Origin of the sequence: Deefgea chitinilytica (assembly GCF_016881405.1) — a bacterium.
Lineage (GTDB): Bacteria > Pseudomonadota > Gammaproteobacteria > Burkholderiales > Chitinibacteraceae > Deefgea > Deefgea chitinilytica.
On sequence record NZ_WOFE01000006.1, the window covers coordinates 102,259 to 125,036 of the forward strand.

General features: G+C 46.1%; 20 protein-coding genes and 1 tRNA gene. 10 read left to right on the top strand and 11 right to left on the bottom strand.

What is annotated here, in order from left to right; genetic code table 11:
• Nucleotides 1-141 precede the first annotated feature (141 nt).
• The 3 genes from GM173_RS12195 to GM173_RS12205 all read right to left on the bottom strand — a co-directional run bounded on the left by GM173_RS12195 (nt 142) and on the right by GM173_RS12205 (nt 3,468).
• The gene (locus tag GM173_RS12195; RefSeq protein WP_203571654.1) at nt 142-1,677 is read right to left on the bottom strand and encodes a site-specific integrase; all 1,536 of its coding nucleotides are present in this window, start codon (nt 1,675-1,677) and stop codon (nt 142-144) included.
• Nucleotides 1,678-1,797: 120 nt separating this feature from the next.
• Nucleotides 1,798-1,887: transfer RNA gene (locus tag GM173_RS12200), tRNA-Ser, on the bottom strand.
• Nucleotides 1,888-1,953: 66 nt separating this feature from the next.
• Nucleotides 1,954-3,468: a cyclic-di-GMP receptor FimW-related protein gene (locus GM173_RS12205; RefSeq protein ID WP_203571655.1), complete on the bottom strand. Its 1,515-nt coding sequence runs from the start codon at nt 3,466-3,468 to the stop codon at nt 1,954-1,956.
• A gap of 301 nt (nt 3,469-3,769) precedes the next feature.
• Here GM173_RS12205 and GM173_RS12210 point away from each other — a divergent pair, with 301 nt between their 5' ends.
• The gene (locus GM173_RS12210) at nt 3,770-5,377 is read left to right on the top strand and encodes an ABC-F family ATPase (protein WP_203571656.1); all 1,608 of its coding nucleotides are present in this window, start codon (nt 3,770-3,772) and stop codon (nt 5,375-5,377) included.
• A 154-nt stretch (nt 5,378-5,531) separates the two neighbouring features.
• Here the strand turns inward: GM173_RS12210 and infA are convergent, their stop codons facing one another.
• From infA to rbsK, 7 genes are all read right to left on the bottom strand, one after another.
• Nucleotides 5,532-5,795 (bottom strand): translation initiation factor IF-1, encoded by a 264-nt coding sequence (infA, locus tag GM173_RS12215; RefSeq protein WP_203571657.1) that lies wholly within the window; start codon nt 5,793-5,795, stop codon nt 5,532-5,534.
• Between the two features lie 262 nt (nt 5,796-6,057).
• Entirely contained in the window at nt 6,058-7,068 is a 1,011-nt protein-coding gene (locus tag GM173_RS12220; RefSeq protein WP_203571658.1) for a LacI family DNA-binding transcriptional regulator, read from the bottom strand.
• A gap of 181 nt (nt 7,069-7,249) precedes the next feature.
• Entirely contained in the window at nt 7,250-8,185 is a 936-nt protein-coding gene (gene rbsB, locus GM173_RS12225) for a ribose ABC transporter substrate-binding protein RbsB (protein ID WP_203571659.1), read from the bottom strand.
• An 88-nt stretch (nt 8,186-8,273) separates the two neighbouring features.
• The gene (locus GM173_RS12230) at nt 8,274-9,215 is read right to left on the bottom strand and encodes an ABC transporter permease (protein ID WP_203571660.1); all 942 of its coding nucleotides are present in this window, start codon (nt 9,213-9,215) and stop codon (nt 8,274-8,276) included.
• Nucleotides 9,212-10,687, bottom strand: a complete 1,476-nt coding sequence (locus tag GM173_RS12235) for a sugar ABC transporter ATP-binding protein (RefSeq protein ID WP_203571661.1) — start codon at nt 10,685-10,687, stop codon at nt 9,212-9,214. The genes GM173_RS12230 and GM173_RS12235 overlap by 4 nt, the downstream gene beginning before the upstream one ends.
• 9 nt (nt 10,688-10,696) lie before the next feature.
• Nucleotides 10,697-11,089, bottom strand: a complete 393-nt coding sequence (rbsD, locus tag GM173_RS12240; RefSeq protein ID WP_203571662.1) for a D-ribose pyranase — start codon at nt 11,087-11,089, stop codon at nt 10,697-10,699.
• Nucleotides 11,086-11,988: a ribokinase gene (gene rbsK, locus GM173_RS12245; protein ID WP_203571663.1), complete on the bottom strand. Its 903-nt coding sequence runs from the start codon at nt 11,986-11,988 to the stop codon at nt 11,086-11,088. Before rbsK ends, rbsD begins: the two co-directional genes overlap by 4 nt.
• Nucleotides 11,989-12,325: 337 nt before the next feature.
• Between rbsK and GM173_RS12250 the strand changes: the two genes are divergently transcribed.
• Nucleotides 12,326-13,561, top strand: a complete 1,236-nt coding sequence (locus GM173_RS12250) for a DUF1615 domain-containing protein (protein ID WP_203571664.1) — start codon at nt 12,326-12,328, stop codon at nt 13,559-13,561.
• Nucleotides 13,562-13,645: 84 nt separating this feature from the next.
• Here GM173_RS12250 and GM173_RS12255 read toward each other — a convergent pair whose 3' ends face one another.
• Nucleotides 13,646-14,095 (bottom strand): PEP-CTERM sorting domain-containing protein, encoded by a 450-nt coding sequence (locus GM173_RS12255; RefSeq protein WP_203571665.1) that lies wholly within the window; start codon nt 14,093-14,095, stop codon nt 13,646-13,648.
• Nucleotides 14,096-14,543: 448 nt separating this feature from the next.
• Here GM173_RS12255 and GM173_RS12260 point away from each other — a divergent pair, with 448 nt between their 5' ends.
• The 8 genes from GM173_RS12260 to epsI are packed head-to-tail and all read left to right on the top strand — an operon-like array spanning nt 14,544 to nt 22,778.
• Nucleotides 14,544-15,716: an outer membrane beta-barrel protein gene (locus GM173_RS12260; protein WP_203571666.1), complete on the top strand. Its 1,173-nt coding sequence runs from the start codon at nt 14,544-14,546 to the stop codon at nt 15,714-15,716.
• A 19-nt stretch (nt 15,717-15,735) separates the two neighbouring features.
• Complete coding sequence (locus GM173_RS12265) at nt 15,736-17,208, top strand: undecaprenyl-phosphate glucose phosphotransferase (RefSeq protein ID WP_203571667.1); 1,473 nt, start codon at nt 15,736-15,738, stop codon at nt 17,206-17,208.
• 33 nt (nt 17,209-17,241) lie between these two features.
• Nucleotides 17,242-18,144, top strand: a complete 903-nt coding sequence (locus GM173_RS12270; RefSeq protein ID WP_203571668.1) for an EpsD family peptidyl-prolyl cis-trans isomerase — start codon at nt 17,242-17,244, stop codon at nt 18,142-18,144.
• Nucleotides 18,144-18,935 (top strand): polysaccharide export protein EpsE, encoded by a 792-nt coding sequence (gene epsE, locus GM173_RS12275; protein ID WP_203571669.1) that lies wholly within the window; start codon nt 18,144-18,146, stop codon nt 18,933-18,935. Before GM173_RS12270 ends, epsE begins: the two co-directional genes overlap by 1 nt.
• 28 nt (nt 18,936-18,963) lie before the next feature.
• Nucleotides 18,964-20,337 (top strand): chain length determinant protein EpsF, encoded by a 1,374-nt coding sequence (gene epsF / locus GM173_RS12280; protein ID WP_203571670.1) that lies wholly within the window; start codon nt 18,964-18,966, stop codon nt 20,335-20,337.
• A complete protein-coding gene (gene epsG, locus GM173_RS12285) occupies nt 20,334-21,209 on the top strand; it encodes a chain length determinant protein tyrosine kinase EpsG (RefSeq protein ID WP_203571671.1) in 876 nt (291 codons plus the stop codon). The genes epsF and epsG overlap by 4 nt, the downstream gene beginning before the upstream one ends.
• Nucleotides 21,206-22,099: an exosortase B gene (gene xrtB, locus GM173_RS12290; protein ID WP_203571672.1), complete on the top strand. Its 894-nt coding sequence runs from the start codon at nt 21,206-21,208 to the stop codon at nt 22,097-22,099. The genes epsG and xrtB overlap by 4 nt, the downstream gene beginning before the upstream one ends.
• Nucleotides 22,074-22,778 (top strand): exosortase-associated protein EpsI, B-type, encoded by a 705-nt coding sequence (gene epsI / locus GM173_RS12295; protein ID WP_203571673.1) that lies wholly within the window; start codon nt 22,074-22,076, stop codon nt 22,776-22,778. The genes xrtB and epsI overlap by 26 nt, the downstream gene beginning before the upstream one ends.

Consider the following 22,778-nt stretch of genomic DNA (forward strand, 5'->3'; position numbering starts at 1 on the left):
CGTGCCTCAACAAAAGTGCAGATTCAATAATGACCGAAAGTAAATGGCTAACGGCTGGTTTAGTACCAAGGGTTATGGGGGATTGTGTTGCTGTAACCAAGGTTTTCGGTTCGTTGAGCGGTAATCCCCGTCAATATGAATTTAGATGACACCATCCAAGCAATGGTAGCGTACTGCTTCAATCGCATCTTTAAGCATGGGGAGCGATGTTTGATTCGCGTAAATGCCTGAATTGACCCCTGTCGGAGCATGGCCTGAGGCGGCTTCTCGAATTTCCTCGACTACGCCATTATCTTTCATTGATTGATTAAAGTTTTTGCGTAGGCTGTGAAAAACCTTGTCGGGGTCATCGATGCCGTACCGTAATTTGTATCTGCCAAACCATGTAGATGTTGCGCCACCCCACTTGTTTTTCTCTGTCCACGTCAATTCTGGAAATAGTCGCTCTGTTTTGGGTTGTGAGCTGACATAGTCAAGTAAACCCAGCTGGATTAATTTTGAGTGAAGCGGAGTAAGTCGCTCGCTGTGCTCAGTTTTAATGCTTTGATCATCATCGGCTTCTTCTTGTACGCTGAAGCACCAAATGCCTTCATGTTGCGCAATATCTGCGACAAGTAGCTGACAAGCTTCATTAAGCCTCAGACCCGCATAGAGTCCGAGCAGCGGAACCCAATACTGTGCTGGGTGCTTGATGTCGAATTTAAGATGATTTGGCGTGAACAGGGTCACAAGTTCAGCGTCACTGAAGGGTTTATATATTTTCCTCTGCTTGTTTCGCTTGTCGTTTTTCTTGAAGCGAACACCTTCAAACGGTGATCGTTTGAAGTAGGTCAGGGCAGAGTTTGAGCTGAAGATTTCCAGCACGGCCAGCCATTTACGTTTTATCGTGGTGAATGAAAGTGTACCTGCCTGCTCTCTGGCTTGGTCAATTTCAGTTTTCCAGTCTGGGGTCAGTGTGAATTTTTGAGGTAATTGCTGGATTAAAGTAAATAGCTCATGGACACGCTCGTCTGTTACGTCCGAGCACACTGCTTCCGCTCCAAAGAACCCAGTCAAGATGCCATAAATGACTTCCTTCAATGAGGTGATTTGTGCAACACCAACGCCAGACAGCGTTTTTTCTTCAATGTACATCTCGTAAATTTTGCTGAGCTTGCCGTCTTGCTTGATGTTCATTTCTACGCTTTTCAGCGTTTTGACTAAATCGCTGACTAACTGATTCGAAGTGGGTTGAGCCGCCGCTCGTCTTTGCTCTTCCTCATGCGCAGCAGCCATAAATACCATGCCGTCACGGCGAGCTTCTAACTGTTCGTAATGACGAGTAAATGCAGAGTGTTCTGCATCAATTGCAGCAATTTCTTCTTGGCTTGGCTCAGCGTCTGCTTGTGGATCAGGGGGAGTCCAGCCTTCCCAGAACGTACCATTTTGCATGGCTGCAATATTGGCATCCTGCATTTCTTGTGCAAGCATTTCTTCAACGGTTGGAATTGATTTTGCCATATTGAGTATCAGCCTTTGGAAGTCTAGCTGAATTTTCGCACATCTAATGATTGCAGTCCTGCGGTCGGATGTCCGTAGTGACTTCCATATCTCAGTTTTTTTGAAGCGGCTGATTAATGTACTGGGGATACGGCAACGGAAATAATAAATCCCATTGCGTTTCGTGAGATAGCTCATGTTTCGCGATCCTTTGTGTAGCACGTTGCGTAGCAGCGTGTGTAACAAATTCAGCGAGAGAAATTTTAGACAATAAAAAAGCCCTGATTTCTCAAGGCCTTAGTATTTTATTCAAGTATTTGGCGGAAGCGCAGAGATTCGAACTCTGGGAGGACTCACATCCTCGACGGTTTTCAAGACCGCTGCCTTAAACCACTCAGCCACGCTTCCGTTTCTTGAACAGGTGCGCATAATAGCAAGCATTTGCGCGTTTGTCTCGTTTTTTTGTAATAAATTTTATAATTTTTCTAAAACAGCAAAATTTGCCAGTGATGCATTGGCGGTGTGCTCGATTGCTGGGGCTAGGCGAATGCGATAGCTCTTGCCTTGCGCAGCTAAGCGGAATTCTCGATTATCGGCAAAAAAAGCTTGCGGCACGACCAAGAAGCGATTTTGGTTGATCGAGGTGTTTTCGGGTGAATACACGCCAAAGAAGCTGCGATTACCTAATAAAGGCGTTAGCTCAACGATAATCGGCGTTTGTGAAATGGTTTCAATGCCGACATTGACTTGGCCATCACGCTTTTTGGTGATTCGCCGTACAATGCCAACAGAGACGGGGTTCATGCCGATGCCGTCGAGTCCAACAATTTCACCCACTTGCAATTCATCATCGCGATTTGTTTGGTAATTAACCCCAATTCCAGTGGTGCTTTCGTTGTCGATGCTCCAGCGCGATTGAGTATCGGCGCTGGCCTCGCCGCGCAGATGCCCGATCACATCATCAAGACCACGGGTTACTTTAATCGTTTTTTGGGTTGAGTGGCGCTCTGCTTTACGTACTGGGGCTGGCGTGTCGCGCGACCAGAGATTGATCAGGTGTTGCATTAAGTCCAAATGCGCCGCTTGGTTTGATTCAGGTGGCAAGCCCAGTTCGGTCGGGTCTTCACCTTGTTGCAATTTTTCTATGGTTTCTTTGATGTGTAAGGTCAAGGTTTCGGTAAACCAATAGCGCCAATTTTCGCCGACCATGTCGCGACGCAGTCGTTTCGGTGGTGTTGAGCCGGCAATATTGATTGCGAATAACTGGCGATTGGGTTTGATCTGGCTTTCTAGGTCGATACGACTTGCCCAGCGTTTGAGCCATAGAGTGACTAATTCAATTTGCGCTGGTTGTAGTTTTTCTGGAATTGCTAACGATAACATCAGCAATTGCATGAATTCACGACGAATGTCGGTGATTTCGGCATTTGGGTAAGGCTGTATGGGTTGAGTTGCAAAGCCTTTTTGTTCGGCAAATAAGTAGAGTCGATTTAAATTACGCCAAGTGCGGCTGTCCATTTCCATATAACGTAGGTAGGCCCAACGCGCTTGCTCGGAAAAGTACATCAGCCCACGCAAGGTAAACAATTGCAGCTCTTTATCTAGGCCGCGTGGGGTGTTTTGTGATGCTTGTTTTATGCAGAGACGATAACCATCGCCCATATCGTTCCAAAATGCTAATAGCGTCGGGAGGACTTGTTTTGGTGTCGCGCCGTCATCCAGCGTTTTGCCTTGGTAAATTGCGACCAGATGATCTTGCAGTGCACGTGCTTTTTCATCCAAATAGGGGATGGTTTTAAAGCGCTCTTTGATGTTTGTGCGTGGATTGCTATTAATTTGCTGCAGTGCTTTGATGATTTCGATCTGTGCTTGCAAAATGTCGCTTTCTGGCAGCTCTTTCATCATCACAGTGGCCGATTTTAAATCGTACACACCTTCATTCTTGTTTTTACCCAATATTGCGCTGATGAGGCTCTTGAAATCAAACATTGTGGTGGTTTTCCTAGCTACGTCGTGTGCTTTTTAATATTTTATAGTGTAAAGATAAACGTTTGCCCTGCTTTCAAGCAAGAGATCTGCATTAAATCGTTGTATTCGTTGCATTTTTTGTGAGAGTGGCCGCATTTTGTCGCGGTATGTACAGGGACTTTTGTGTTGACGACTTTTTGTGTTGGGGCAATGTGTTAAAATATAAGGTAAAGAGTTCCATGCTCGATGCCGAGTGGTGGACTAACCCTATCATCTTACACCTTGCTGGCATTTTAATGTAGGCAATAAGGCCCAAAAGACAATGATTAGTTCGAATGGCATTACGATGCAGTTTGGCGCTAAGCCGCTGTTTGAGAAAGTATCTGTTAAGTTCGGCGATGGTAATCGCTATGGTTTGATTGGCGCAAATGGCTGCGGTAAATCGACTTTTATGAAAATCCTCGGCGGTGATTTAGAACCCACCGCGGGTAATGTCGCTCTTGATCCGGGCGTTCGTTTGGGTAAGTTAAAGCAAGATCAATTCGCTTACGAAGATCAGCGCGTGATCGACGTGGTCATGATGGGGCACGTCGAATTATGGGCGGCAATCCATGAGCGCGATGCGATTTATGCCAATCTTGAAGCAACCGAAGATGACTACATGCACGCTGCTGAGCTAGAAGGCAAAGTGGCGGAGTACGACGGCTATACCGCAGAGGCTCGCGCTGGCGCTTTGTTGATGGGGGCCGGGATTCCGATTGAGCTGCATCACGGTCCGATGTCTGAAGTGGCGCCAGGTTGGAAGTTGCGGGTTTTGCTCGCGCAGGCTTTGTTCTCTAATCCTGATGTGCTGCTGCTCGATGAGCCAACCAATAACTTGGATATCCATACAATTCAATGGTTGGAAGACACTTTGAATCAGCGCGATTCGACGATGATTATCATTTCCCATGATCGTCACTTCTTGAATCAAGTGTGTACGCATATTGCCGACGTTGATTACGGTGAAATCCGCATTTATCCAGGTACATACGACGATTACATGTTGGCATCAACGCAAGCGCGTGAGCGTGCTTTGACTGACAATAGCAAAGCTAAAGAGCGTGTTGCCGAGTTGCAAGCGTTTGCGCAGCGTTTTGCGGCGAATAAATCAAAAAGTCGTCAGGCAACTAGCCGTTTGAAATTGGCAGATAAAATCAAAGACAGTATGGTTGAAGTAAAACCATCTAGCCGTCAAAACCCATATATTCGTTTTGATGTCGACGATAAACAAAAACTGCATCGTCAGGCTTTTGAACTGAGCAATTTATCAAAATCATTTGATAAGCCTTTGATTCAAAGTTTGGATTTGATTTTCGAGGCGGGCAATAAACTGGCCGTGATCGGTGGCAATGGTGTTGGTAAGTCAACGTTAATGAAAATGTTGGTGGGGCAGCTCAAGCCTGATTTGGGTTCGGTGAAGTGGGCGGAAAAAGCTGACGTCGGTTATTTTGCACAGGATCATGAAGAAGACTTTGCAGAAGACATGACCTTGTTTGACTGGATGCGCCAATGGTCAGAGCCGGGCGTTGAAGAACAAGTCATTCGAGGGATTCTGGGTCGCTTGCTGTTTAGTGGCGACGATGTGAAAAAATCAGTCAAAGTACTGTCTGGTGGTGAAAAAGGCCGGATGTTGTACGGCAAATTGATTTTACAAACGCCAAACGTATTAGTGATGGACGAGCCAACCAATCACATGGATATGGAATCGATTGAATCTTTGAATATGGCGTTGGAGCTCTACAAAGGGACGCTGATTTTTGTTTCGCATGACCGTCAATTTGTTTCGTCTTTGGCGACACAAATTTTGGAACTCAATGGCGATGGTACTTTCCATCACTTCTTGGGCGGCTATGAAGAATACTTAGAGTCGCGTGGTTTGGCGACTTAAGTTATTTCAATTGGAAAAAGCCCGATGCGTTTAACGTATTCGGGCTTTTTTTTGTGGATTTTGGATGCATAAAAAACGAGCCTTTAAGGCTCGTTATTGATGTATTGCTCGCTAGGCTTTATGAAATAAACTTCGCGGCAATATACCCAAGATATTAACGGCGGCGCAATTGATTATTCCGTGCGGGTGCAGGGCGGTCGTCTTTGTGGCGGAAGCTCACACGGCCTTTGGTTAAATCGTATGGTGACATTTCAACTGTCACGCGGTCACCCGCAATAATGCGGATGTGGTTTTTACGGATTTTACCTGAGGCATAAGCCGTGATTTCGATACCGTTTGTGAGGGTCACACGAAAGCGAGTATCCGGGTAAACCTCGGCGACTACACCTTCCATTTCTACAACGTCTTCTTTTGACATTTACTTTTCCAGTTCTTGCACATAAGCAATTAATACGGTGCCTGCCGCAGCACATTCCCATTGGGGCGCGGTCGGCAGTCTCCCGAATGCGGGAGTGTGATCTATGCGGGAATAGCCGAACTTGCGAACGATCAGATGCCGGACATAGGCTTCAAAGTAAACAAGGGGCAGAGCACTCATTTACCTACGTGTAACGGCCCATATTGGATGGGCGGTTCACGAACAGCCCTACACTATACAGGTATTTTGTCCTTAGCAACAGTCATCGTGGCTTTTGTCGCCAATTTATCCGTGCTGGAATCCATGCTGAATCAATCGGCTCACTGGCGAGTAAGGCCATGATCCGCGTTAAGCTTTGTTTAGCCAGCTGTGCACTGTCTTGGACAATCGCATTAATCGGCCGGGGCATGCAATCGAGCAGACGATGGTCATCAAAGCACAATAGATACTGCGGTGCGGTTTGAAATTGATCGTGTTCATTCATAAAGGCCAGCGCGCCTTCGAGCAATGAAATTGACGCTGCAAAGATGGCCTCAGGATAACGACCCAGTTGCTTGTAGCATTCGGTCATCATTGCGTAGCCACTGTGTTGTTGGTAATCGCGGTGAAAAATGAGTTTTTCGTCTGGGGTTTTCGCAGCGCTGCGCCACGCATTGTGATAGCCCGCCAAACGATCAATACTCGGTGATAAAGTCATTTGACCACCAAAATAGGCTATTTCATTGACGCCTTGCGCCAAAGTTTGTTCGATCAGTGTAAAGACCTGTTCTTCGGCATCAGTAACCACAAATGGTAGATTGCTGTCGATCACACGCCGATCGACTAACACCAAGGGAAGCCGTTTACTCCATTTTGCATAGAGTTTGGCGTTGTTGCTGCACGGTACCAACATCAGCCCATCGACTTGTCGCGCCAGTAATTGCTCAACCGCTTTGGTTTCCAATTCGGCTTGATCATTACTGCACATGATAAAGAGCTGAAACCCCGCTTCGCGGCACAGCGCTTCTAGTGTTTGCGCGAGCAGGGCATGCGCCAAGTTACTCAGCTCTGGGACGACCAAGCCCAAGGTTTCACTGCGACGTGAGCGCAATAAACGCGCCGAGGTCGATGGCTGAAAATGATGCTCGGCCGCGACTTGCCGCACCCGTTCAACGGTACTGGCTGCAATTCGATATTGCTCGGCGCGGCCATTGAGCACCATGCTGGCGGTGGTTTTTGAGACGCCAGCCAGTTTGGCAATATCTGCGATGGTGAGGCGTTGGTAGTTAGTCATTTAAAATGTGAGGGGCTAGGTGTTAGGAGTGAGGTGTAGCATTGCTTTAATATGTTAATTGGTATTTTATTACAAACCCTTATAAATAATGCTTGCATTGAGATACCCCATATATAAACACTAAATTCGCCTCACGCCTCACGCCTCACGCCTCACGCCTCACGCCTCACGCCTCACGCCTTTACTGTTTTACCAGATCAAGTGGCACTGGAATAAATTTGTCCACTGCTTCGCCTTTGCTCAGTTTAATGGCGGTATCGACACCCATTTTACCGATTAACTCCGGTTTTTGTTGTACTGTTGCCGCTAATTGACCCGCTTTCACCGCAGCTACAGCATCGGGTGTTGCATCAAAGCCCACTATCACAACGTTTTTTAGACCTGCTGCTTCAATCGCTTTGAATGCACCCAGCGCCATTTCATCGTTGTGTGCAAACACGCCTTTCACGTCTTTATTGCCTTGCAGAATGTTTTCCATCACGGAGAGACCCTTCGCACGGTCAAAATCAGCAGCTTGTTTAGCCGCTAATTTCACATCCGCTTTGCCATCAACGACAGAATGGAAGCCTTGGCCGCGTTCACGCGCTGCAGACGAACCTGGAATGCCTTCTAGCTCAACAATATTGCCTTTGCCGCCGATTTTTTCGAGCAAGAATTCACCCGCCATTTTGCCACCAGCGATATTGTCAGAAGCAATATGCGCGTTGACTTCAGCGCCGTTCACGCTGCGATCAAGTGATACGACTTGGATGCCTGCTTTGAGGGCTTCTTTCACGACGCCAGCGACGGCATCGGAATCGGCTGGGTTAATCAAAATGACTTGAACCTTTTTCTGGATCAAATCTTCGATATTCGAGATTTGTTTGGCCGAATCGTCTTGCGCATCAACGGTGATGAGTTTGACGCCTTGGGCTTTCGCTTCAGCATCGGCGCCATCACGCAGAGCGACAAAGAACGGATTGTTTTGCGTAGAAATCGCCAAGCCAATGCTCAGTGGTGCGCCCGCAGCGGCAGCTGCTGGTTCGCTAGCGGCTTGGGTGTCTGGGCCTTGTTTTGAGCAAGCGATCAGGCCTGTTGCGAGTAGACCGACTAAAAGTGGTGAAAGAATGCGTTTCATGATTGACTCCAATTAATTTTGACAAAAAAGTAAAACTAAGGGGTATTGCTACTTATGCACTGCTAATTATTCTTTACAGGGCGATACATCACTTATTTTTGTTGGCGCGATCCAGTAATACAGCCAGCAAAATCACAACGCCTTTGATGACTTGTTGGTAAAACGAAGAGACACCGAGCAAGTTCAAACCATTGTTCAAAATCCCGATCAACAGCGCGCCGACCAAGGTGCCGAAAATCCAGCCGCGACCACCCGTTAAGCTGGTACCACCGAGCACGACCGCTGCAATCGCATCGAGTTCATAGCCCGTGCCGGCTGTTGGTTGAGCTGAATTCAAACGTGACGTCAAAATCATCCCAGCGGTTGCAGCCATGGCGCCCGATAGCGTGTACACCCAGATTTTGATGCTGTCGGTGTTGATGCCAGAAAGACGCGATGCTTCTTCGTTACCACCGACGGCGTAGACGTGACGACCAAACACGGTGTTTTTCAAAACGAACCAGAAGATGCCGAACATCACCAACATAATGATCACAGGAACGGGGATGATGCCGCCGACATAACCACCGCCGAGCATGGCGAAAAAGTCACTGTTTAAGCCTGTAATCGGGCGACCTTCGGAGAACACCAGCGACAGTCCGCGCAAAATGGTCATCATGCCGAGCGTGGCAATAAACGGTGCGACTTTACCTTTACTAATCACCAAGCCATTGAGCATCCCCATGCCGGCACCGGCCAAAATACCGACGCTAGTGGCGACAATCGGATCAATCCCGTGGCTGAGCATCAGTGCAGTCAATACCGACGACAGTGCCAAGATTGAGCCAACAGACAAATCAATGCCGCCGAGTAAAATTACCAAAGTCATACCAAACGCAATCAGCGCATTGATGGATACTTGGCGGAATACATTGAGCAAATTGCCCATGGTTAAAAAGTCAGGGCTGGTAATTGCAAGGCCAGTCGCCAATACCAAGAGTGCCAAGAAGGGGCCTAGTTTCTGTAAAGTGGCCTTGTGTTGTGCGTTCATTTCAAACCTCCAGTTGCTGCAGTCATGATGGTTTCGGCGCTAGCTTGGGCAAAAATCCCTGCTTGACGGCCTTGATGCATAACGAGAATACGATCGCTCATCGCCAAAACTTCGGGCAATTCAGACGACACCATCACAATCGCGACGCCTGATTGCGCTAGCTCGTTAATAATTTGGTAGATTTCGGCCTTGCCGCCGACATCGACACCGCGGGTCGGTTCATCGAGGAACAGCACTTTCGGCGCAATCCCTAGCCATTTGGCAAACACGACTTTTTGTTGATTGCCACCGGAAAGTGATTTCACTTCGAGCTCAGCATCGCGGGTTCGAATGTGCATGCGATCTATTTCGCGTTGCACGACAGCCATTTGCTGTTTTTGATTAATCACGCCAGCGCGGGCATGAGTTGAAAGATTGGCCAGCGTCGCGTTTTCGCGCACCGACAAGCCCAGCACCAAGCCTTGGCTTTTACGATCTTCGGTGACAAAACCAATGCCGGCGGCAATCGCATCGCTCGGTTTTTTGACGTTGAGTGGGACGCCATCGAGCTCAATCTGGCCTGCTACTTTCTGATTGATACCAAAAATGGTTTTGAGAATCTCGCTACGTCCTGCGCCCATCAGACCGGCAATACCGAGCACTTCACCCGCGCGTATTTCAAAATTGATATTGCTGATGCTGGCATCGGCGAGATCGCTGACTTTGAGCCGAATCTCACCAATGCTGGCGGTACGAACAGGGAAACGCTCGCCGATTTCGCGGCCGACCATCATGCGGACGATTTCATCAAAATTGGTTTTGACGATTTCGCGCTCACCAACAAATTGCCCGTCGCGCAGTACAGAGATCTTGTCGCAGACTTTGAAGATTTCTTCCATACGGTGTGACACATAAACAATCGCGACGCCACGGGCTTTCAAGTCGGCAATAATTTCAAACAGTTTTTCGGTTTCACGCTCAGACAGTGCCGCAGTGGGTTCATCCATAATCAACGTTTGCGCATTGAGTGATAGTGCTTTGGCGATTTCGACCATTTGCTGTTGGCCAATCGATAAAGTACCGGCTTCGACATCTGGGTCGAGATTTTCAATGCCGAGTAATTTGAGGTAATCCAGGCAATCGGCCCGCATCTTGAGCGTATTGATCACGCCAAACCGTTGCGGCTCACGGCCCAAGAACATATTTTCCATTACCGATAATTGCGGAATCAGGTTAAGTTCTTGGTGAATGATGGCGATACCGAGTTTTTCGGAATCTACTGTATTTTTGATTTGGGTATCTTTTCCATCGACAGCAATGCTGCCGCTATCGGCTTGATACACCCCACAGAGAATCTTCATTAAGGTAGATTTTCCCGCACCATTTTCACCCATTAGTGCATGGACTTCGCCGCGCTGGAGTGAAAAATCTACGCCTTCCAGCACTTTGACGGGACCAAAGGCCTTGCTGATACCTGTCATTTTGATCAACATCACCGTCTCCTAAAAAATCACGCCGGAATACAGCACGATATTGGCGTATGGGCTGGCTTCGCCGGTGCGGATAATTGCTTTCGCATGCTGGGTGAGTTGCTTAAATTCACTGTGCGGCACAAATTCAACAGCGACGCTGGACATAGATTGCGCTTGTGCTGCTACGGCTGGATTAAGGCTTTGGCATTCGCTCGCCAGCACGGCGCGCTCGACTTGGAAATCGGCCAAGATGCTATCAAGCACTGCGAAATAAGATGGTGTACCGAGCGCAATGGATAAATCAATGCACTCCACATGCGGCGGAATCGGTAGCCCGCAATCGGCAATCACGATGCAATCGGTATGCCCCATGCTGGCAAGGACGCGACTAATGTCGCGATTTAAATGACCGAACTTTTTCATTTTGCATCTCCGGCTGGGGCTAAAAACGCGGTTAGCTCCGCTAAAGTCGGCATCCCGCCTTGCGCACCAGCACGTGTCACCGATAAGGCGCCCGCTGCACACGCTAAACGACTGGCTTCGCTTAAACCTAAATGCCAAAACGTCGCCAATGCGCCATTAAAAGTGTCACCTGCGCCAGTGGTGTCGACCGCATGTACGTTGAAACTGGTTTGTTGGCGCAATTCACCATTTTCAGTGGTGTACCAAGCGCCGTCTTTGCCTGCGGTCATCAGGATTTGGCCGGGGTATTGCTGCAAAGCGGTTTGCCACTCATTTGCGGGCGTGCCGAGTGCGATGCTGAGTTCAAATTCGTTCGGTGTGAGTAGCGCTATTTTGGACAGCAATGCTGGGGAGAGTGGCATCGCCGGCGCTGGATTTAAAATGAAGGGTTTGCCGTGGCGCTGTGCCAATTGTGCGGCCATCTCAATGCTGGCGAGTGGTGATTCCAGCTGAGCAATCACGACATCGCAGTCAATAAATGCGCTTTCGGCGGCACTTACGTCAGCAACGGATAAGTCCGCATTCGCGCCGGGCACGACAATAATTGCGTTGTCGCTACCCGCTAGCGTAACCATCGCGATGCCGCTGGCGGTATTGGCGCTGCGCTGAATCCATTCTGTGTTGATACCTTCGGCGATGAGCGATGTAGTCAACTCGTTCCCAAAAGCATCATCACCAACACGACCTATCATCGTAACTTCTGCACCCAAGCGTGCAGCAGCAACGGCTTGATTGGCGCCTTTGCCACCGTGATGCGTTGTAAATGATCGACCAAATAATGTTTCGCCCAAGCGAGGAAATTGGTCGACCTGCGCGACTAAATCCATATTGATGCTACCCACGACTAAAACCTTACTCATAACGCCTCCGCAATCCTTGCGTATCAGATCTGTGATGAATAACTCATCAATGTGGTCATGCTAAACCGTAATCAGCACCAAGAATTTGATTTATATCAAGCACGTGTAGTGAAAATAAATACACTACATCCCTAGTGCTAGAAGTCGCGATAGTGAAACTACTAATGATTTTTCAATGGCACAAAGTTGCCGTAGTGTGATGTTTTTATTGAGGATTTTTTTTCTTAGGCAAATTGGAGGTGTGTTTTTAGTTGCGAAGTAACGGTTTGTATTTTTGCTTGCTGTTCGGGGGGAGTTTTCTTAAGCTACTCGATTGCGCAAATAATAGGTTTAGCTCATGTCTTTACGTAGTGTGGTGGCAATCAGTATTGGTGGTGTTTTAGTTGGATGTGCCACGACCAGCACGGTGCCAAGCTCTGTACCGAACCCGCTGCCGACGGTAACGCCAGTGGTGACGTTAACACCAACGCCGCAGCCAAGCCCAATCCCAAGCGCGACCGGGCGTGTCGAGCCGACCCCCGCTCCAACGCCAGTCACTACCGCTACACCAAAGCCAGCACTGTCAATTAATGAAGCGCGCGTTTTGTTAAATCAGCTCTTGCCACCGAATATGCCAGATCGAGCAGGCTGGAATGCCGATATTTTGGATGCGTTTACTGCGCTGAAATTGCCGTATACCGCAGAATATTTCTGCGCTGCTGCTGCGACGATAGAGCAAGAATCGAGCTGGCAAGGCGATCCGACTGTGCCGGGGCTACCGAAAATTGTGTGGAATGCGATTGGTGAGCGCGCCGAGAAATATCACATTCCGCTGATAGCGGTGCAAACGGCACTACTAAAAACATCACCCACAGGTCGTAGTTACAAAGAGCGCATCGACACGCTACGCACCGAGCGTGAAATGAATGACTTATTTGAAGATTTGGCAGATGAAGCGGAAAAACTCAAGTTACCACTGAATATGAAAAACCCGATCCGCACGGGGGGCCCAATGCAGGTCAGTGTTGAGTTTGCGCAGGGCCATGTGAAGGCATGGCCTTATCCGTATCCGATGAAAGGCAGTGTGCGTAATGAAGTATTTACCCGTCGAGGTGGTACGTATTTCGGTGTAGCCATTCTATTGCAATATCCCGCGCCGTATACCGATATGGTGTATCGCTTTGCTGATTTTAATGCCGGGCGCTATGCCAGCCGCAATGTTGCATTTCAACAAGTGGTGGCGAAATTAACGGGGCAAGCGCTGGTGCTCGATGGTGATTTGCTACGCTACAGCGGTGGGGTGCCAACTGGCGTGAGTGGTACGCAAGCTGCAGTGTATGGTTTAGCTAGCAAATTGGCGATGAGTCAAGATGCGATATTGCGCGATTTGAAACAAGAAAAACTGGCAGCCTTTGCGCAAACTGAGCTGTATAAGAAAACTTTCGCCTTGTACGAAAAAAATGGCCAAACCCATCCGCGCGCTGCGATGCCGCAGATTGATTTAAAAAGCCCTAAAATCACCCGTAAACTCACTACGGAGTGGTTTGCCAATCGAGTAAAAGGCCGTTATGACACGTGTATGGCGCGCCGTTGAGTGTATTTTGCCTGTGTTTTAGCGCTGCAGGCATAAAAAAAGAAGGGCTAGCCCTTCTTTTTTTATGCCTGCAGAGGTGAAGTTTTACATAGCAGAACGATTGCGGCGCTGGCGACGTGCTAGCACAAGGCCAGAAAGCCCAATCGCCATCAGTGCGTACGTTTCAGGTTCAGGCACTGGCGGTGTTACGGGGTCTACTGGCGGATTTATGGGTGGTGTCACTGGCGGCAGTACAATGCTGGGTGGGGCAGGCGGCGTATCAGCTGCGAATGAAGTAAAAGAACTAGGTGCGCTTCGCAGGTTGGTGCCACCAAAAGAAGGTGAATCAACGAGCGGTATATTGGTGCTGGTGAGGCTGTCTTGTGCTGATGTCGTGTTATTTGTAAACAGTTGCTCAATCGCAACGTGCCCATTGTCTTGTTGACCAGCCCGAACGGCAACAAAAGGCTCGTCTACAATCACATGCTGTTGAATGATTGCAGCATGAAGATGTAAGGAAAATAAAGAGCTTAGGGCGGTTAAGAATAATTTCATATTGATAGACTTTTGCTGATGAAGGTGAGCAATAAAATTTATTTAGATCTTGTTTAAAAAAAATTCTTAGCCAATTTTATGGCTGATTCAACTGAATTACGTTATTTGCAAATAAGTCTTTTATTATAAAGCTTTACAAGCAGTTGATGGATTTAAAGTAAATGAGTAATTGCTAATGCTGATGAATTTACTTTTGTGATTTGTATCATAAATGATTGCTTGAATTCAGCCAAGCCCATTTATCATCAGACCATCATGTGCTATTAAGTGTCGATAAATAGATAGGAATATTATGAAATAGTTAATTACCAAACACTTATTTTATGATGTTGCTGCATCCGGCAGTTGCTGATGATAGAATTGCAACTTGAAACCAAAATGAAATAAGTTTGTAGTAAGATTTGTTTGCGTGTTGGACTGGCAAGTCGCTCTGTAACTGGAATGTGGAATGTTAAGAAAAAATTTAGTGCTGCTGAGTGCGCTTGCTTTGGGGAATGCGCAAGCGGCATACGACAGTGAAGATACGGTTAAATTATTTGCGGATCTTGCCTACGTCTATGATTCCAACGTCTTTCGACTTTCAGATAAGCAAGAGAATAATTCTACTCGCAGGCATCAACAAAAAAGCGATTCAAGTATCACCGCAGGCTTTGGAGGTCGTGTTGATCTGCCCTTAAGTCGGCAAAATGTATATGCCACTGCCAATGTTTCATATAGAAATTATCAGGTTTTTGATGAGCTAAACGGGCCTGCATGGGATGTTGGCTTGGGATGGAATTGGGTTGTTGGCAATCAATGGAGTGGAACTTTAACAGCATCAACGAGCAGTGAATTATCCTCATTTGATGATGTTCGTGTGTCGGTAGTGGATACAGTAAAGAAAGACCGCTTTACTTGGAGTGCCAATTACCAATTACTCAGCAACTGGGCCTTGCTGGCAAACGCAAGATATATACAAGAAGATCACGACGTCCGTAAATATCAGAATGCGAATGATAGATTACTCGGCGGCGGCGTGAGATATACCTCAGATCGAGGATTTTCAGTTACGCTATTGCACAGCTGGTCTGAGCATAATTATGAAGAAGATTTGATTATCCCTGCTCACCTGCGTGGCTATCGTGAACAGGATACGAGTTTGGCGCTAAGCTGGCCTGTTACCGAAAAATTTAACGCCAATTTAAATATCGGCTACAACCAGTGGACATCTGATTTCAATAGCACGAAAAGCACAAAACCAACAGGCTCATTGGATCTGCTTTGGAAAGTAACGCCTAAGACAACGCTGAGTGCTGGTGCGGGGCAAAATTTTGATTCCTTCGGAAGTAATTTTGTTGGTCGTGATTTAGAGCGTACAGCCTACGTAAAAGCAGATTGGGCAATCACTGACAAATCAAAACTAGCCGCACTATATAAATATCGCCAGCTTGAGACTCAATTGGCCTCGGGGCGGATTACACAAGATTCGGAATACGATATGTTTCGATTAAGCTTTGACTACAAAATTTTGCGGAGCATGTTGATTCGTTCTTTTGTAGAGTTCGGCTCTCGAGATGAGAAAATTAATCAATTTGACTACACCGATGAGCAAGTCGGTGTTTCGGTAAAGTATGACTTTTAAATAACAGGGAATCCTCGCTTTGCACCAAGACGTTCCTGAAAAACTAAGCCTAAAAGCCATCAAAGAATACGAGCAAGTTGTGCATCAACCTAGCTTGTTGGGTGATCGTTTTCGTGAATTTAGCAATTCATCGCCAGTGATTGGCTTTTTCAAGTTATTTTTAGATCCTTTTCTGGTGCTTGCCACCCTGTACGCGTTAACAATCCCGTTTGAAATTGCCCGTGATGGTGTTTTAGTGTTGCAAGCGGTGCTGACGTTCTTGTTAACCGCGGTGATGCTCGATGGTGTTTTTCTGTTTGTGCCTGGTTACTCTAGGCCTTTACTCGGTTTAGGTCGATTTGCCATTGAGTGGTGCGCGGTATTATTGAGTCTATTTCTGATTGGATTAGTATCAGGATTTCATTCCTACGTTCATCCTCCTTTCTTTATCGCTTGGGCGATTCTTGCGCCTGTCGTTCTGATGCTAGCGCATTTGCTATTTCGCTTATTTGTGCTGCATCCGATTAAGCAAGACATTAAAAATGTCGTCATTATTGGTGCCAATGCACCAGGGCAAGCTTTGGCGAGAAATATCCAAACGCACTCATACCTGAAGATGAGCTTTTTGGGTTTTTTTGAGGACCGAGATACCTCACGTTTAGGCGAAATTAATCCCGCAGAGATTATCGGTGACCTAACAACTTTTCCGGATTTTGTTAGTAAAAATAACATTCAGCAAATCTACATCACCCTGCCGATGACCGCACAGCCGCGTGTAATGGCGATTTTGGATTGCCTAAAAGATAGCACTGCATCAGTTTATTTTGTGCCGGATTTATTTGTATTTGACTTAATTAATGCCCGTTTTGATCACGTTGCAGGCTTGCCAGTTGTGGCGATTTGCGAGAGCCCATTTTTGGGTCTGAATGGTGTTGTGAAAAGGATCAGCGATATTGTGTTGTCGCTGATGATCTTAGCCTTGATTTGGCCTGTACTACTCGCTGTTGCGATTGCGGTTAAATTAACTTCTCCGGGGCCAGTTTTTTTCAAGCAAAAACGTTATGGAGAAGATGGCCAAAGTGTGTTGGTCTATAAGTTTCGCTCGATGACAGTAATGGAAAACGGCGACAAGGTCGTGCAAGCGACTAAGAACGATGCGCGATTAACTCCTATCGGTGGTTTCATCCGTAAAACGTCGCTCGATGAGTTGCCGCAGTTTATTAATGTGCTGCAAGGCAAAATGAGTATTGTTGGTCCACGCCCACATGCTAATGCGCATAACGAACAATACCGCAAATTGATTAAAGGCTACATGATTCGCCATATGGTCAAACCGGGCATCACCGGGTGGGCACAAGTGAATGGTTTTCGCGGTGAGACCGATACATTAGACAAAATGGAAGGCCGTATCGCTTACGATTTAGACTATCTAAGAAATTGGTCTGTCTGGCTAGATATCAAAATTATTTGGATGACGGCTACCAGCATGTTTCGAGATAAAAACGCATTTTGATGTTGTTTTGAACAGCAATTAAAGGATTTAACAATGAAAAAATTAAGCCCAATCGCATTAGCAATTTCAGCAGTATTGGTACTGACTGCTTGCAATGATAAAGAAGAAAAGAAATCGCCAAGCCAAGTTTTGGCCAAAGTGAACGATGCCGAAATCACCGTGCATCAGCTCAATTTCGTCCTCGCGCAAACACCGAATGCCAGCCCTGAGCAGAAACAACAGATTTTAGAGCAGCTTGTTGACCAAGAATTATTGGTAGAAAAAGCCGCTGAATTGAAGCTTGATCGTGAGCCAAATATCGTACAAGCCATTGAAGCCGCCAAGCGTCAAATCTTGGCGCAGGCGGCGGCGGAGCGTGTCATTGGCAAGCCAGCAGAACCAAGTAAAGCAGCGATTGATGAGTTTTATGCAAAAAATCCAGGCTTGTTCGCTGATCGTAAAACTTATGATTTTGTAATGTTTGCCTTGCCAAAAGCGGCTTATAGCGAAGCAATCGCAGCGCAACTCAATACCTCAACGACGCCAATGCAAGTAAAAGCGGTGTTGGATGCGGCAAAAATTCAATTTGAAAGCAACGAAAGCAGCCGCGCCGCCGAACAATTGCCGATGCAAATGCTGCCTAAATTTGCCGCAATGAATCAAGGTGATATTTTGGCGATGGCCGAGGGCGACAAAATGGTGCTGCTGCAGTTGAAAGCTAGCCATGCTGCTCCAGTTGCGCCAGCGGATGCTGAGCCACTTATCAAGCGCTATTTGAGCAGCAATGCAGCGCAAGAAAATGCAAAAGCCAAGTTAAAAGCGCTGCAAGCTGCAGCAAAAATTGAATATCTGCAGAAATTCGCCTCAGCACCGGTCGCAGCGCCTGCAGTAGCCAATGCGGGTAACGCATCAGCAACCGATGACAGTCTTAAAGCCGGATTAAAAGGATTGAAATAATGATCAAGAAATTGGGCATGTTGCTGTGCTTTAGTTTGCTGAGTTTGTTTGCCGCCTCATCTTGGGCGAAGCCACAAGGCGAATACGTTTTGGGTCCCGGTGATGTGGTGAAAATCCAAGTCTATGACCATCCTGATTTAACGACAGAAGTGCAGCTCAATAATGAAGGTGGTTTGGCTTTTCCACTCATTGGTGAAGTGAAACTGGAAGGTTTAGATTACACCGAAGCCGAAGCATTGATTGCTAAAAAATTAATGGAAGGCAATTTCATTAAAAAGCCCAATGTGAATGTACTGATCGTGCAATACCGCAGCCAGCGCGTTGCGGTATTGGGCGAAGTGAACAAGCCTGGCCGCTATGCACTTGATAGTGCCACCAATATCATTGATTTACTCGCTATTGCTGGTGGCATTAGCCCCGCCGGTGGCGACACAATTGTGATTTTGCGTGGTGAAGAACGAATTGAATACAAGCTCAGTAAACTTACGCAATTATCCAATCCAGAAAAACGCCATATTCAGATTATGAATGGCGATACGGTCTATGTGCCTAGAGCGCAGCAATTCTATGTTTATGGTGAAGTCAATCGTCCTGGTGTTTTCCGTCTAGAGCCGAAAATGACCATGATGCAGGCATTATCTGTAGCGGGTGGCTTTAATCCACGTGCCTCCCATCGAAGCATTGAAATTCATCGCGTGGCGGCTGACGGCCAAGTAGAAAAAATTGCAGCAAAACTCACCGACTTCATTCAGGAAAACGATACCGTTTTCGTGCAGGAAAGTTTGTTTTAACCGCGCCCAAAATTACTGAGTAAATTCGATGACTTTTGAACAGTTTTTAAATATCTTGCGCGCCCGAAAGTGGATAGCATTATCGGTATTTTTTACCGTGATGATTGGCACATTAATTGTAAGTTTATTGCTACCCAAGCAATATACCGCAGAAGCCACATTGGCGATCGATATCAAAGCAGCTGACCCAGTAACAGGTCAGCAAATTTCTGGGTATATGGCGCCAAGCTTTATGGCGACACAAGTCGACATGATTACCAGCCAAAATACAGCGCTAAAGGTGGTTGATACTTTGGGTTTGGCGCTATTGCCTGAAGCGCAAGCGCAATTTCAAGAGGCCACCAAGGGCAAGGGTGATATTCGCAATTGGTTTGCCGAATCGTTGCTAAAAGGATTAGATGTAAAGCCTAGCCGCGAGAGTAATGTCATTAATTTGGAATACACGGCGACTGATCCAAAATTTGCTGCGGCTTTAGCCAATAACTTCGCGCAAGCCTATATCCGCACCACGATTGATATCAAAACCGCTGCAGCACAGCAAAATAATGTGTTTTTTCAAGAGCAGCTCAAATCACTGCAAAGCAATTTAGAAAAAGCGCAGAACAAACTTTCTGAGTACCAGCAACAGCACGGCATTGTGGGCGGCGATGAGCGACTGGATGTTGAAAATCAACGCCTCAATGAATTATCTAGCCAAGTCGTTGGTGCACAAACGCAAACCTTTGATGCCCAATCACGTGCCCGAGGTGGCAATGTGGCCCCTGATGTACTGAATAATCCACTGATTCAGCAGCTGAAAGGTCAATTGGCGGTTCAAGAAGCAAAATACAAACAGCTATCTGAAAAAAACGGCCCCAATCATCCGCACAACCAACAAGCAATGGCCGAACTGAATGCCACGCGTAATCAGCTCAGTGAATTGATGGGGCAATACGCCGGTGGTTTGAATAGCGCAGCCGGTAATTCGGCGTCGCGCCAAGCTGCATTGGCAGCCGCTTTGCAAGCACAGAAAGAAAAAGTATTGGATTTGAAATCGCAACGTGCCGCATTAGATGTATTGCAGCGTAATGTAGATAACGCCCAACGCAGCTATGACCAAGCTCTACAACGCTTTAGCCAAACGATGCTCGAAAGCCGTGCTGATCAAAGCAATATCTCTATCATCAAATCAGCTCCAGAGCCAATTAAGCATTCAAGTCCCAGAATGCTACTTAATTTAATCTTGGCCATTTTTGTAGGCAGCTTGTTAGCGATTGGCTTTGCAATGCTCGCTGAATTAATTGATCGCCGAATTCGCTCTAAAGATGATATTGAAAATATGCTAGGGCTAACCGTATTGGCAGATTTATTACCCCCTCAAGGCAAACGTAAATTTGGTCGTAAAGCAGGAGCAGCAGCATGAATGCAATTACAGGTCAGCTTGCAACGCAAATGGCTAAAGCTAATATCGGCCAACAATTACTCGATAATGGCAAACTCAATGCGCAACAAGCAGAAAAAGTGCTTCGCCTGCAAAAAGAAACCGGCATGCGTTTTGGTGAGGCTGCAATAAAATTAGGGTTTATTACAGAGAATGATATTCAGGATGTATTAGCACAGCAATTTGAATACCCCTATCTTGTATCTGGCTCTAGCCAAGTAAGTGAAGGGCTTGTAGCTGCATACGAGCCTTTCGATGTCCGTGTGGAAGGTTTGCGTAGTCTGCGGAGCCAGATTTTCTTACGCTGGATGGAGATTGGCAATAAATCAATTACTTTGTCATCATACGATGCAACAGAATCTTGTGATTTATTGGCTGCAAACTTAGCGATTGTGTTTTCACAGCTGGGTGAGCGAACTTTGCTGGTCGATAGCAATCTTCGAACTCCTAAGCAGTGTAATTTATTTGGTCTAAAAAATAATACGGGATTAAGCGATATTTTGGCTAATCGTTCAGATCAATCGTGTATCCAAAAAATTACAGACCTACAAGATTTGTCGGTACTGACAGCAGGAACAAGCGCACCAAATCCTCAAGAATTATTGTCTAGAGATACTTTCACGCAATTGGTTGCTGATTTGGAATCACAATATGACGTGATTATTTATGCCACAACGCCATTATCAATTGCAGCTGATGCACAATTGATTGCGACAAGAACAAAAGGCGTTTTGCTAGTAGCACAAAAAGATATTACACCCGCAAAAGGATTGTTGCAGGTAAAAGATCAGTTTCAAGCTAATAAAGTTGAAATTATTGGTTGCGTCTTGACTGAGAGCCATCAAACAAAATGAATCTTTCGTTATCTATAAATCAAACTAGTGCAATAGAAAAGGTTTGGCCGATATTAATTGGTTTGATACTAATGTTTGTTCCTGCATTCTGGTGGATTACAGAATATACGTGGAGCAAAGAAAATCAGGGGCATGGACCGATTGTATTTGCGATTGGTTTGTGGCTGATTTATCGTTCAAATGATGTATTGGCTAAATTGATTAATGAAGGTCGATCTAATCCAATCGCTGGGTGGGTTTTCTTTTTATTGGGTTGTTTCTTCTATATTATTGGTAAGTCTCAATCAATTGATTTGATTTTGGCGGGTTCATTTATTGTCGTAATGATTGGCGTATTGCTTTTGATAGGCGGTTGGGCTGCTATACGTGCATTATGGTTTCCTTTGTTTTTTATGCTGTTTATGCTGCCTTTACCGGGCGCATTAGTCACTGCATTGACAATGCCGATGAAAACTGCAGTTTCTTATGTCGCAGAGTTGGCTTTATATCACGCCGGTTATCCAGTTTCACGTTCTGGAGTGATTATTCAAATTGGCCAGTATCAAATGTTGGTCGCAGATGCCTGCGCTGGATTGCATACTGTATTTACATTAGAAGCAATTGGCTTGCTTTATTTGAATATGATGGGATACAAGAGTGCATTGCGAAATGTCATTGTAGCTTTGATGGTGATTCCAATTTCTTTTACTGCAAATACGATTCGTGTAATTGTACTTATTTTGATTACCTATTATTTTGGTGATGAAGCAGGGCAGGGCTTCTTACATGGCTTCGCCGGTATTGTTTTATTTGGTGTCGCTCTATTTTTATTGATGTCATTTGACACTGTTCTTGGCGTTGTTTTGAAAAAAATGGGAATTCAGGATGCTGGACTTAAAAAAAGCAAATAATGCCAGTATAATTGCTATTTCTGTAATCATGCTATTGTCTACATTCTTAGGGTGGTATTTAACTCCCAAGCAAGTATTAGCTGATGCAAAACCAGCGATTGGCTTGGAAAAAAATATACCTGATCAATTTGCCGACTGGAAAATAGACCCTAATATTTCTCCAATTACCACTGCCGCTGATTTGCAAAGCAAATTAGATGAGTTGTACAGCGAAATGTTAAGTCGCACGTATGTGAATAGTAAAGGCGGCCGAATAATGCTTTCGATTGCTTATGGACGAAATCAAGGCGGTGATGGCACACAAGTTCATCGTCCTGAATATTGTTATCCAGCTCAAGGCTTTAAATTAAGTGCAATGCATGATGCTGAAATGCAATATAAACAATATAAAATACCCACAAGGCAATTATTAGCCACGAGTGGCCCACGGGTTGAGCCTGTGACTTATTGGGTCACTGTTGGAGAAACTGCGTTGCGTTCTGGCTGGGAAAGGAAATTCACACAAATTAAATATGGTCTAAAAGGCACCGTACCTGATGGCTTGTTGTTTCGAGTTTCGTCGATTTCAAATGATCAAAATGCGGCCTATCAGCTACAAGAACAATTTACCAACGATTTATTAAATGCAGTGAGTGATGAAACGCGCACTCGACTAATTGGCAAACCAAAGGAAGATTAA